The organism is bacterium (assembly GCA_020444065.1).
In the GTDB taxonomy this organism is placed as follows: Bacteria; Sumerlaeota; Sumerlaeia; order SLMS01; family JAHLLQ01; genus JAHLLQ01.
Window position 1 is genome coordinate 820,467 of the sequence record JAHLLQ010000001.1, and the last position, 12,949, is coordinate 833,415.

The following is a 12,949-nucleotide window of genomic DNA, read 5'->3' on the forward strand; positions in this document are numbered from 1 at the left end:
CCTCTCAAGAATTACTTCCCAATGGGTTCCTTGCGGACAGCCATGAGGTCTCCAATCGCCTCTCGATCATGGGGCGGCGTCGCGCCGTTCTGGGAGGCCACGAAAGCCCCAACGGCATTGGCGCGCCGCAAGGCTTCACTCGGCTTCACCCCCGCCAGAAGTCCCGCCAACAGTGTCGCCAGGAAGGAATCCCCGGCACCGACTGCATCGGCCACTTGAACTCGGAAACCGGGGTCGAACAGCCAGGAGCCCTGGTGCAGAAGACAGGCACCGTCTGCTCCGCACGTCACACAGACCGACTCGATACCGAATCGCTCCGCCAGATTGCGCGCCTGGTCCTCTTTGCTGCCCGAGAATCCAAAGTGCTTCCCCAGTAGCGCCTGTTCGTGGTCGTTCATCTTCACGACCTTTGAGCATGGAAGGCAGTCCGCTACGACATGCAAATCGTCAAAGGGCGGACGAAGATTGATATCGAAGACTGTGTAATCCGCCTTCCGAATCAACGTCTGAATCGTTGCTCGCGAAACTTCCGATCGTTGCGCCAAGGAGCCAAAAACGAGCGCGCGCGCTTGTGCCGCAGCGCTCTGCAATTCATGTGTGACCTCGATTGCATCCCAGGCAGAAGGCTGAACGACGTCGAATGTGGGACTCCCGCCTGAATCCAGATCCACAATCACGAATCCCGTGGGAAGGTGCTTGTCGACCTGCACGAGGTCCGTGACGAGGCCGCTGCGCGTCAAACGCCGCAGGACCTCTCGTCCCAGTTCATCGTCCCCCACACGACTGGCGAAACGAACCTGTTGTCCGGCTTCGCGCAGATGACTGGCGACGTTGTAGGGCGCCCCGCCGAGGAATAAACCGGAGGGCAATGCGTCCCACAAAACCTCGCCCAGGCACAAGATTTCCCCACTCATTTCCATGGTCTCCGGAAAAGTCAAAGTCTCTCAGTGATTTGGGCGTCGTATCAGTTGTTGGTGATTTGGCAGCAGGGTTGGGAAGAGGGATTCGCCCTCTTCCCAACCTTCTGTCGCAGGTGATTGTTACTCGAGGTTCAGGATTCGCCAATCGTCAACGGCACTGAAGTCCTGGCCGCTGCCGTCGAGGTCCACGCTAACCGTTCCCTCATCGGGATCGTCGCTGGAGACTTCGACATTGGCGTCATTGTACGATGCGGTCGCACCGCCGGTGGGAGCAAACCGTACCGTGATCGTGACTGCCGGATCGGCCGGCGCCAGAGTGAAGGGCGTCCCCGGAGGAGAAACGAGCGAGTACACACCGGCGTCCGTCCCGGTAATCGAGATGCTGGTCACTTCCAGGTCCTGACCACCGACGTTGTCGATATTGAACGTCAAATCACTCGTCGCCCCGGCTGTAATTGTTCCGTAGTCAAGCAGCGATTCCGTCAGGTTAATGTCCTGATCCGGCGGGGGCGCAACGCCCTCACCCTGAAGCGAAACGGGGAAGCTACTTTCATCCGGATCGTCGCTCGTGATGTCGAGTTGAGCCGCGTTGTAGACCTGCGCAGCCGAGGGTTCGAAGGTCACGTCCAGGGAGGTATTGCCACCAGCGGGAACTGCCACAGGCAGACCACTGGAATCGACAGAGTAGACGGCCTGGTCGGCACCGCTGATGGTGGCGCCACTAATCGTCAACGTCTCCGTCCCCACATTATCAACTTGGAGAGTAAGGGTCGACGAAGTTCCGGTTACGACCTGTCCAAAGACCAGTGGTGAGATCGCATCGATATCCGGTTCGCTCATCTCAAGAGCGCCCATATCCGGGGTCGAGCCCGTGGGATTGGGGCGGGCAGAACCTTCATAGTCGTCTGCGACACCCAGATCCACGCCGGCGTTCAGGGCTGCAGAGCCCACGTTCAAGTGGAAGTCCCCGGTGCCGAGACCTGTTGGGTCGGCGTAGAAGTTCGGGTTTGTTGCCGACACGGAGTTCGATCCGATACCGCCAACGGCCCCGGTTTCACTGCCGCCGATATCGGAAGTCGTTGAGTTGAAGAGTGAGTAATCGACGTCCCAACTATTCGTCGCGCGGTTGTTGACGAGCGTGTCCACCATGCCATCGAAGATGCAGTTGCGGATGAAGAACGTCGAATCTGTACCGCCGCCCGAGAAGACCGCGGCAGCTGAAGAACCATCGTCGGCCGCAAAAGTGCAGTGCTCGAAACTGAAAGAGCCGTTCTCGGCCAGGATAACACCCAAACCGCCTGAGCCACCGCGGAAGATCGTGTTGGTGAAGTCGCCGCTGCCCGCGCCATTGCCTGCCACGACAACGAGACCAACCGCGCTGCTGCCATAGTCGAAATAGCTGCGGTCGACCGTGATGAGAGCCGGATCAAGGCCTGTCGCACGAAGCTGCGAGTCGCCGCCCGGTGCATTGTCGTAGAACAAAGTATCGGACACGTTCAACGTCGTCGAAAATCCAAAAGCAGTTCCGCCATCATGCTCGATCCAGATGCCTTCCGTGCCGTTGCTGAGAATGTCGCAATTCTCGACATTGATTACGCTGTCTGCGGTGTAGTTGAAAATGCGGTGAATGCCCTTGTTGCTATTGCTGGAAATGGTGCAATTCTGGAACGTCGCATTGACGGGGCTGAAGAGACCCACGCCGGAGTCGTTTGGCTGTCCGGTGATCGTCACGCCATCGATGTTCAACGTGCTCAAATCGGTTCCGTCAGGCTTCAGGCCGACCCCCGTGTTGCCGGAGATGGTTCCACCTGTCATCGTGAACTGTTCGCCAATGATGATCACGCCGTCGCCGGAGTTATTCTGGATATCCGTATCGGTCGCAGTCACAGTACCATCAAAGTAGAAGAGTCCCGTGCCGCCGTTGCCGGAAATCGACGAATTGGATATATTCAACTTAGGATCGAATGGCGTTCCCGGCGCGCCAAAGAACACGCCAACTTCAGTATTCGAGTTCAATTCGCAGTTTGTGACGTTGATGGTCGCTTCGACGCCAACTGTGTCCACGGTGATAGCACGGCGCGTATTGCCATTGAGCGAGCTGTCGCTCACGGAAACAGTGTACGTGCCTACTCCGAAGAGTTGAAGGCCGGAGTCGTTGCCACCATCGCCGTTGCCATCGAGAGCGCAACTCTCGATGAAGACATCCGCCGGCGTATTCACATTCACGCCGTTGTCGCTGTTGCCTGAAACGGTGAAACCGCGCAGGGTCATTGATGTACATCCCGCAACAACAGACACGCCATCCACGCCGCCGCTGATGATGGCGCCAATGGGGTCCGATTCAATTGTCAGGTTTTTGTCGACAGAAATCGTGCTATAGGTCCCGCCGTCAATCACCGTCAACGTATCGCCCACCGAAGCAGCATTGATTGCTGTCTGGAGGGCAGCGCCACCACCGGAGACATCGGCTGCGAAACCGATCGAGACCATTGCAGTCAAGAGACCCAACGTCAGTGCCACTTTGCGTATTGATTTCATTTATCTCTCTCCTTGCTTGTCGTGTTCATTTCACGTGCGATGTTGGAGAAGGGGCGGCGACGGAGATTGAGCCGTTCGCCGCCTTCCCTGTGGACGAAGAAGAATCTCTTAGTACAGCGACCACTGGGTAACGCCTGCCACGGCACCGTACTCGTAGGCGCCCATGTCCGGTGCAGATCCGGAGGGCCGCACTGCTCCATCCAGATCATCCGTGACACCGAGGGTATCCCCAGCGTCGATCGCCGGCGAACCGGCCTGCAGATGGAAGTCGCCAGTACCTGGTCCCGAAGAATCGGTCACAAACAGCGGGTCCTGACCCAGTTTATCGTTTGCGCCAGACGATACACCGGAGCCGATGGTGTTCGAATTGCAGTAGAGCACATTGTAGTCGCTGTCGATGCTCGCATTGGCATTCGTGCCATTCACGGCATTCAGACCAATATCCCAGCCGGCCACGATGCAGTTGCGCATGGTGACGCTGGCGGGATTCAAAGCACCCTCAAACACCTCGGCCGTCACAGCGGCTTCATCCGTTTCACCGCTGCCTACTAACGTACAATGAGTCAACGTTGCTTCTGCATTACCGATCAGATCTGCTGAGGCAATGTTCACGACTTTCAGGCCGCCGCTCGAAGCGCCATCGTCCAGCAGGCAGTTTGTGAAGTCGTGGGTGCCAGCGCCGACGAGGGCGATATTGTCCTTGGTTCCGTTGCCTTGCACGAACGTGCTGCGCTCGGCCACCAGGTTCCTCACCCCATCGCCGTCGAACAGGATGTTCCCTTCGCTGTCTCCGGCCACGTTGTTGTAGCTCACCGATGTATCAGTCAACGTCACATCGATTGGCATGCCGATGACCAGGATTCCAACCTTCTGGTTGCTTTCGACCGTGCAGCCATTGAGGTTCAGAATCGTCGACGTTCCGTTGTCATTGAACAGACGCGCGATACCTTCTGTACTGTTGTTCTGAATCGAGCAATTGGTGAATGTGTAGTTTCCCTGGCCGAATATGCCGAGACCCATCTCTCCATTGCCGTGAAACTCGGTTCCCGTCACATTGGCCGTCAGGTTTCCTGCACCGCCATCCGGCTGGAAGCCAACGGTGGCGTTGTCACTCACCGAACCGCCGGTCATCGTGACGCTGATGGGGCCGTAGGCGTTGTTGAAGGCAAACCCGCGGCCATTCCCGTCGATCGTGCAGTTCTGCACGATGAAGTTGCCAGCGGCGAACCGAATCACGCCATGATCGCCGTTCCCCATGATCGTGACCCCGTCAATGGTATAGTCACGCGCCGCAGGTCCGGAGGCGTTATCGTCCAGAAACAGCCCGTGGCCAACATTAGTGGAAATCGAGCCGCCGGTGATCGTGCCCGTCCCAAAGAAGTCCACCATGCCTGCTCCACCATTGTTCGTGATGTCGCAGTTCGTCAGCAGGAAGTCGACCGACAGTCCGCCGGGTTTACCCAGCAGGACGCCTTCGTTGGTGTTCCCGTCGATCGTCACCCCGCTGGCATCGATACTGATGGTGCCGGGGCTGTCGAACGTCCAACCACGGTGCGAGTTGCCACTGAAAGTCGAATTCGCGATGGTCAGGTCGAGGGTCGCCGCACCAATGTCCGTCTGGTGCAGGCCGGAACCACCACCGCTTCCAGATGTACCATTGCCGTCCACGTTGCAATCCGTGATGGCCAAGGCCCCGCCGCTCTCGATTGAGATACCGTGGAAGCCGGCGCCGCTGATCGTGAAGTTCTCGATCGTCACATCCGCCGCCTGAACGGTCACGCCGCTATCCAGGGATGTCCCCGTAATCGTGGCTTTGCCATTCTGCGACAGAAGTGTCAGGTTCTTGTCGATCGTGACGGCTTCATTCGCCGAGTAAGATGACGCGTCCACGAGAATACGGTCGGTATCCACCGTTCCCGCGTCATCAATGGCGGCCTGGATGGTCGAAAAGTCGGCCGGGACATTTATGTCCGCTGCCAGCCCAGAACCCGTCAGGAGACCGGCGGCAACGGCAATGGCAGCTACTTTGTTGAAGTTCTTCATTGTTGATACTCCATGCAAATGGTTTTGGGTGGTGGGCTAATGGGCCCGATTTCATCACTCCTGTGAAATGGTTTGGGGTTCACCTGCTAAAGCGTCTCGACGTTTGCGATTCGTTCTTCTCGATTCGGATTCATTAATCAGTGAAAGGGTTCCTTGTTCGAGGACAGAATATCGCCCGATGAAATCGTTCCATTGGTCGGATCATAGATGAGCGCTTCGCCGCGCTCCAAATCCACATAGTCCACAGCGTCGACGCCGATAAAATCGCGCTCCAGGTTTGGACCCAGGTTTCCCATGATCCACTTGAAGCCCAATTGATCGACAACTGAAGCCCGCGCGCCTGCCGGCGGATCGTGGAAGAACGGATCGCCCCAGTACTCGTAGACGTTCTTGTCGCCATAGGGATTATTGTCGTGATCTGGACGATTGCTCTGGAAGGGGGTGAAGAGCACAGACGTCAGGTAGGAGATAGGCGTTGTGAGAGTCACCCACGTCGTGTACTCGTCGTCCGCGGGAGTTCCCGATAGTGCATTGTAGTCGATGATGTAGTGATTCGTATCGACGGCGTAGGACTCCAGTCCCGTGCGAATAGTGCGCATGTCCGCTTTCGCGCGCGAGACCTTCGATCGGGTTTGCGCTTCCAGGAAGTTGGGAACCGCAATGGCAGCCAGAATTGCGATGATTGCCACCACGATGAGCAGTTCGATCAAGGTGAAGCCGCGCTTCTTTGTCTTGGATTTGCTGAACTTCATGCTCTTTCACTCCGTTCTTCATTGAGAATTCGAGGTTTCTTCGTTTCCAACAGATCCTGTCGTTATGGGCTAGTATCCCATCCACCCGATCGCGTTCGCTGTTCCGGGAGTGGCAGTCGGACTCGGGGGCGGCGTAGGTGTCGGTGTAATCGGGTTCTCGCCCAGCGGCCAGATATCCAACGAGATCACCTTGGACGTTCCACCCTGCGAATACAAGTCCATCTCCACGCTGTCCGTGCGCTGCGGATAGATCCGCGTCGTCACCACCGACCGCCTGTTCGCGAAGATCTCTATGGTAGAGCGATCGATGAATATGCGCAGCTCCAGGTTCTCGTTTCCTTCCAGCAGGTGCTGTGCAACGACGTCCCACTTCCCAACCTGGTTGCTCGTACTCGAGAGCCCGCGCTTTACGAACAGTCCACCAACAGCATTGTACTGGATCAGCGTCTGCTCCTGGCCATTGGGCGACTTGCGTACCTTGATCCCGAAGGCGGACGCGTCCTGCAGGTCCACCAGGGCGCGGATTTCAACCATGTCGCCGCCGACTCCAGGGAGGTATCCGCTCTCGCCGGCTTCGACGAAGATATTCGTGAAGTTGTGTCGTTCGCCTCGCAACATCTCGAGTTCCGGCGCCGGCGCCTGGCGCAATTGATTGCCGTCTGCCAGCGTCAACATTCGCTGCATGGTAAACAGGTTCGCATATCCCGCGGCGAGTTGTGCCTCGCTTGTGCGATCTTCGATCATCACGCCCATCGCGTAGATCCTGCCGTCGTCCGTGTATGAAATCGATGGCGCCAGGACATGCTCCGGGCCGAGATCGAGACGCCGAGGAGTTCCATACTCTGCGTCCGGAACGAACTTCTCATTCACCCAATCGCCGATCCAGTAAACGACATCCACGGGACCGGGGTGACCGGGAGCAGGGATGGCGTTGACCAGGAAGATCCACTTGCCGTTCGGAAAGCGCCCGAACATTGGCATCTCCCACATGTGGTTCACAACATCCGGCGGTCGACTGAACATAATGCCCCGATACTCCCAGTTCAACAAGTCGTGGGAGCGATACAGGTGCACTTCTCCGCCCGTGTCTTCGTAGCCGGATCCGATGATCACCCAGTACCACCCGCCATCCTGCCAGATGAACGGATCGCGGAAGCCCAGAATCCCCGGCCGCGCACCGGGAGGCAGTGCCGGCAGGACAGGATTCGTCCCCCACTTGTGAAAGTTAATGGCCAGGTCTTCGCCACTTGTCGCGACACTCTGCGTTTGGCCCTGATCGTTGCTCGTATAGAGGATAGTCAGTTCATTGTTATGAATTGTCGTCGAGCCCGACCATGTGCCGTTGCGATCGTACACGCCCTCGGGCCAGATCGCATCCGTCACCGGGTACCAATTCGCGAAGTCCGGACTGATCAGATGCCCCCAGTGCTGATTGCCGAAATACGGGCCATTGGGGTTCTTCTGGTGGAACAGATGGTAGTTGCCGCGATAGTACTGCATGCCGTGAGGCTCGTTGGTCCAGTCCGCGGGAGGAATAGCATGCCAGCCCGGCCGGGTCGGGTCATGGGAGAAACGGCTTTCCGGGACAATGATCTCGGCGGCCGGAGGGAAACCGCCCTGATAGTGAATCAGTATTTCGTCCGCCGCCAGGGCTCGATTGTAGACTCGCACCTCGTCAATCAGGCCGTTGAAAATGCCGAGAGGGAAGATACCGAGCGCGCCGCCCTGATTATGGCGACCTATCTGAAACGGGATGTTCGAAGCAGCTTCCAGGTCACCCGCGACGAAGTTGTTCTCGGCCACCTGGCTGCCATTCAGGTAAATCCTCAGCCCCACATTGCGATCGTAGGTGCCCGCCAGATGAATCCATTGGAATTTCGGCAATGGAGCCGGCGCCACAACCGAGTGCCAATTACCGTCCGCACCGATCGAGAAGTTCCAGACACCCCAAGGGTCGACGCCAAGAAAGAAGCCGCGCGGGGCCTCCTGCTGGTTCACAATGGCCGCATCTTGCGCAGTGTAAGGAAACGCCCGCACCGCGACCCAGGCTTCCACGGTCAGTTGGCTGACATTCTGGTTTACAACGCCAGGGCCGAAGTCTGCGAAGGTTGAGTATCCATCCGCGCGAAGCCCCTCTCCCCATGGGCCGGGGGCGAATTCCGGATCGCCAAAGTTGTTGGGAACGCCCGCCGCCTGGCCGGTCCGCCATTCCTTGATCTGCTGCTGATCGTTCAGATCTTCCATCGTAAAGCGCGCCATCAAGTCGCCCTTCGGAATGGAACGCAGCGATCGCAGAGTATTCATTGTGAACGTTCGCAGCGCGTCGATTTTGCTGTTCCATCCACCGACGGCAAACTCGTAAGCGCCTGTGCCAATCACGACCACGCGTCCGTCGCCAGGACGGTATTCTCCGGCCGCAACGATGTCGCCCTGCCATTCCGTATCTGCCAACCAGATCCCATCGAACTGAGATGAGTCCGGCCACCAGGCGATCTTGTTGTCCACGGAGAGGCCTGGTGCGAGCGTGGCGAACACGTCCGGCAGGCCGTCGAAGACCGCGCTTTCTGTTTTCTGAGAAAATCCCCAGGGGCCGGAGTCGCCGGGCTCGATTGATACGGACGGCTCGGTGTCCTCGAACCCAAGGTCGACAACGTACTGGGTCGCGAATCCCGAGAGCAGTACCCGACCGCCAGCACTCACCCAATCGGCGATCGCGGCAACCGTCGCCCCCTGCCCCGGCAGGACCACGCTCTCATCATAGTGCCACCAGAGCGTCTTGTAATCGCCGAGAATAGACGGGTCGGCGGCGATGTCATCCAAATGAAGGTACTCGGCATCGAAAGAGGTCAGCGCCCAGTCATAGGCAGCCCGCTCCTCATCGGACAGGGAGGCGTAGCTGGCGTGGCGGCCGAGGAGGGCCAGGTCAGCCGCCGACGCCAGATTTGCCACACAGAGGGCAAGTACGACGAAAACCACCGCCACCACAGGTGCCGAGCGGCCCGATTCGCGGAAATCTCGGGATGTTTGAAGAAGTCGGTTCGCCACTGAGGCTGGTTCCCTTTCAACGTTGCTGTTGATGGTCTAGGCAAGCCACCTTACTCCTGTCAAGTGCTATTTGGAGCGCTACGACGAGGGCATGTCGATCCACTCAATCTCTCTCCAGCCCATCTCGCCCGGATCGCCAGACTCCATTTAGAAAGCTATCAATATTGGTTTTATGAGGTACATTCCTGGAAATTCTCTCGGAGATGCGACGTCCGTGAGAACGCAAAATCACGCGCAGAAAAACTGCTCAGACTTCGCCTTACAGGAGCAAATGTCGCCTTCCGAATGACAAAACCTTCAGTCCGCGGCCCTGGAACATGTCGAAGTGTTCATTTCAGTGCTGTGTGAGTTCGAGCGATCCAACCTCTCCCATGCTCGCCTTTCCGGTCACACAGACGGGGGCTACAGGGAGCGTACCGAATCTCGCGCGACGAGCTCGGGCGGGAAGCGCTTCACAAGGTACCCCTCCGATTCTGCACCCTGCAGTTGCGACACCAGGATCTCCGCAGCGCTACGCCCCATTTCGGCGATGGGCAGCGCAATGGTCGTCATCGGCGGATTCAACAGCCGGGCGATTTCGATGTCGTCGCAGCCCACGACGCTGACATCTTCGGGGATCTTGAGCCCCAGGTGCTGGGCTGCTTCGTAAACGCCGAGAGCAATCATGTCGTTGAAACAGACAACGGCGGTGGGGCGCTTCCGTGAGGGGACATCGAGCACCTTCAGGCCGGCTTCGAAGCCCTGTTGCGTCGTGTCTCCCGCCTTCACGACGCACTGGCTGTTGAAGTTCACGCCACTCTCCATCAGGCACTGCACGAAGCCCACAGCACGCTCGGCCGCCGAGACAATCTTCTCCGGCCCCTCCAAATAGCAGAGGTTTGTGTGCCCCTTCTCGATGCAGTGCTCGGCGGCCAGATAGCCAACCTCCCGATTCTCGACTTCGACGAAATGGGATTCGAAGCCACGGATCGGACCAACGCAGACGAAAGGTGTCTTGCGCAACCGCAGCGATTCGTAGTGACTCAGCCGCCCCTCCATTTGAAAGGGAGATAGGATCAAACCGGCCACTTGATAGGCGAGGAGATCCTCGATCGCTTCCTCCTCTGCCTCCTTTGTCTGCGTCTCAAAGAAGATGATGTGCAGGCCTTCCTTGCGAAGCACGGAGTTGATTCCCTGAATCAAGTCGGCGAAGAACGGGTTGCGGATGTTCAGAATCGTAACGCCAACCAGATTGGTGTTCTTCTGAAGAAGCGTGGTCGCCATTCGGTTTGGGCGGTAGTTGTACTTCTTGACAATCTCGAGAATGCGCTCCCGGGTCGGCTCGGAGACACCCGGTTTCCCCGTCAAGGCCACATGGACCGTCTGCCGCGAAACGCCACAGATTCTCGCAATGTCTTCCATCGTAATCATTGTTGTCGGCACCCCTTCGCTGGGCGAGTCACTCCCACTTTCCTTCCAATCGTCGTGACGAAAGGTGCCCCAAGAGCCTTACAGGCGTCAAGTAAATCATAGCCATCCCGACACCCGGCCCAATTGCCGCGCGTCACTGGGGGACGTGGAAACCTCGCTCGATAGGCGACTCTGCAGCCAAAGAGCGTCAGTCGCCTCGATTGGAACTCCACTGCTCCAGGTTGCCGCGTTCCTCAGGAAACGCCGTCGACATCGCCCACGCGTCGAATTGTGAAAGTCGAGCCTTCCCTCCTTCCGCGAACAGGGCAATCGACTGATGATCCGGAGGCACGTCGATCACGCGCGTGAAACATGCTCGGCCGTTCACAAAGATCTCGATCACGGACCTGTCGAGGAACACGCGCAGGTCGACCGGCGCGCCTGGGGCTTGCAGCCTGTATAGCCTCTCGTCGCCGTCGACACGAACTTCCGACCCATCGCAGACGATCGCTGTGCCACCGACCCCGTTCTCATTCGTCCGAACCAGGAGCCCAAACCTGTTCGCACTCCCGGCCTCGATGGTCAGGCGCAACTCCAATGTATCGCCCTGCACCTGGGAAATAACCGTGGTTCCGTCATTCACGTTCATGGGCCCAATCCGCGTGTGCTTGCCGCGAAGTTTCTGTAACGCGGGCAGGGGTTCGAAGTTAAGGCCACCGTCTTCCGCAAGTGTCAGAATGCGCGGCAAGGATTGCACTCCATTCCACCCCTTGTCGTCGGGGAATCCGCGCACCCAGCCCCACATCACGCGCCGGCCTTCTGCATCGATCGTCGAGGTTGGTGCATAATACCATTCTCCGTGATCGATCATCCCGCTGTGCCTCGGAGCGAATGTTCCGGACTGCTCGTTGAATGTGCCGACAGTGTACTCTGCTCTCCATCCGGGCAGCGACATCACCAGGACGAACTGATCGCCCAAAGGAAAGAAATTCGGGCACTCGATATTCGCCTCGGTTGGATGTTGGTACAGGATGCCTCGGTACTGCCAGTTTCCGAGCGTGGGATCCGCTCCTTCGTACAGCGCCACCACCCCACGATACTGATCGGCTGCAGTCTGGATATTGCCGCCCAAAACCATGTAGGCCCTGTCACGAAGGCGAAACATGAAAGGGTCACGCCATTCGTAGATGATCTGGTCGCCGTTGATAGCCGGTGTCATGATGGGATTTGCTGGCGGTTTTTCCCAGGCGATCAGATCTTCATCCCTGGGTCGAACGATCCACTGCTCGGCGTAATCACGGGCCGAGGGGCTGGCCTTGATGCTTGTGTAGAAGAGCATTGGCTTGCCCTTCTCGTCCAAAGCTGCACAACCGGACCAGGCGCCAACCTCACCGAGCTCAATCGACGGCCAGAGAGCCACCGGCAGGTGCTCCCAAGTCACCATGTCTCGACTGCGCGCATGCCCCCAGTACATTGTATCCCAACGATCCCCAAAGGGGTTGTGTTGATAGAACAGGTGATACCAGCCTTCGTAGAGAAGTGGCGCATTCGGATCGTTCATCCAGAGCGCTGGTGGTCGGAAGTGATATGTCGGACGGCGGGGATCCTCTTCTGCCCAGGAGACTGCTCCCAGGACACTGTTCCAGGCTTCTTGAACTTTGGGGTTGTCAGTAGTTTTCATCGCTCTCCGATCGCTCTGCACAATGTAGTCAACGGCGAGGTGCCCCCATGCATCGGTTGCCTGGTCGACAACAACGATTCGAGCAGAACGGCCAATATAGGGCATAACATTCCACGAAACCCAGCGGAGATGTTCGCTGTCTCCACCATGTGAAGCCGTCCCGGTTGCACTGGCGACTTTCTCACCTCCGATGTACAATTCCAGACAAGCGCTTCCCGGGATGTTTCCTCCTCCAATGAGGAAGTTGATGTACTTCCGCTCGATCGTGAATTCGGGTGAGATCAAGTATCCGGTGGCCCCATCGCCATAGCTGAATGTGTTGACAAGTCGGCTTCCATGAAATGAGGCGACCGGTCGCTGATCGCCAATCGCTCCGCCTGCCGGCCCCAGGGCAAATGCAGTGCCGAGAGGAATCCATGGCAGGAAACTGTCGCGCTCGAAATCGTCCAAGACCAAGTCGGATCGGGCGCAACCATTCAGCAACAGAGAGAACGCCATCAGGGCTGCCAGGGTTCGTATACCCCTCATGAATGTCATCCACTCCGCCTCTCAGCACTGAAGCACGAATGCCCCCGGGTTGG

The 12,949-nt window shown here is 58.0% G+C and carries 6 protein-coding genes and 1 pseudogene; all 7 read right to left on the bottom strand.

Translation table 11 applies throughout. From position 1 onward, the window contains the following. Nucleotides 1-11 precede the first annotated feature (11 nt). Nucleotides 12-914, bottom strand: a complete 903-nt coding sequence (locus tag KQI84_02940; GenBank protein ID MCB2153818.1) for a carbohydrate kinase — start codon at nucleotides 912-914, stop codon at nucleotides 12-14. A 126-nt stretch (nucleotides 915-1,040) separates the two neighbouring features. Further along, nucleotides 1,041-3,458 carry a choice-of-anchor D domain-containing protein gene (locus KQI84_02945; protein MCB2153819.1) on the bottom strand — a complete coding sequence of 806 codons (2,418 nt, stop codon included), beginning with the start codon at nucleotides 3,456-3,458 and terminating at the stop codon, nucleotides 1,041-1,043. Nucleotides 3,459-3,566: 108 nt separating this feature from the next. Beyond that, on the bottom strand, nucleotides 3,567-5,501 hold the full coding sequence (locus tag KQI84_02950; protein ID MCB2153820.1) for a right-handed parallel beta-helix repeat-containing protein: 1,935 nt from the start codon (nucleotides 5,499-5,501) through the stop codon (nucleotides 3,567-3,569). 644 nt (nucleotides 5,502-6,145) lie between these two features. Further along, a pseudogene (locus KQI84_02955) lies at nucleotides 6,146-6,253 on the bottom strand (prepilin-type N-terminal cleavage/methylation domain-containing protein). Nucleotides 6,254-6,322: 69 nt separating this feature from the next. Further along, a complete protein-coding gene (locus KQI84_02960) occupies nucleotides 6,323-9,298 on the bottom strand; it encodes a GH32 C-terminal domain-containing protein (GenBank protein MCB2153821.1) in 2,976 nt (991 codons plus the stop codon). Between the two features lie 402 nt (nucleotides 9,299-9,700). Further along, a complete protein-coding gene (locus tag KQI84_02965; protein ID MCB2153822.1) occupies nucleotides 9,701-10,708 on the bottom strand; it encodes a LacI family transcriptional regulator in 1,008 nt (335 codons plus the stop codon). A gap of 187 nt (nucleotides 10,709-10,895) precedes the next feature. Then, nucleotides 10,896-12,896: a glycoside hydrolase family 32 protein gene (locus KQI84_02970; GenBank protein ID MCB2153823.1), complete on the bottom strand. Its 2,001-nt coding sequence runs from the start codon at nucleotides 12,894-12,896 to the stop codon at nucleotides 10,896-10,898. Nucleotides 12,897-12,949 lie beyond the last annotated feature (53 nt).

What these genes read in the sequence shown, in the direction of transcription:
- KQI84_02940 (MCB2153818.1), bottom strand. Translation starts at nt 914, where the DNA reads ATGAGTGGGGAAATCTTGTGCCTGGGCGAGGTTTTGTGGGACGCATTG.
- KQI84_02945 (MCB2153819.1), bottom strand. Translation starts at nt 3,458, where the DNA reads ATGAAATCAATACGCAAAGTGGCACTGACGTTGGGTCTCTTGACTGCA.
- KQI84_02950 (MCB2153820.1), bottom strand. Translation starts at nt 5,501, where the DNA reads ATGAAGAACTTCAACAAAGTAGCTGCCATTGCCGTTGCCGCCGGTCTC.
- KQI84_02965 (MCB2153822.1), bottom strand. Translation starts at nt 10,708, where the DNA reads ATGATTACGATGGAAGACATTGCGAGAATCTGTGGCGTTTCGCGGCAG.
- KQI84_02970 (MCB2153823.1), bottom strand. Translation starts at nt 12,896, where the DNA reads ATGAGGGGTATACGAACCCTGGCAGCCCTGATGGCGTTCTCTCTGTTG.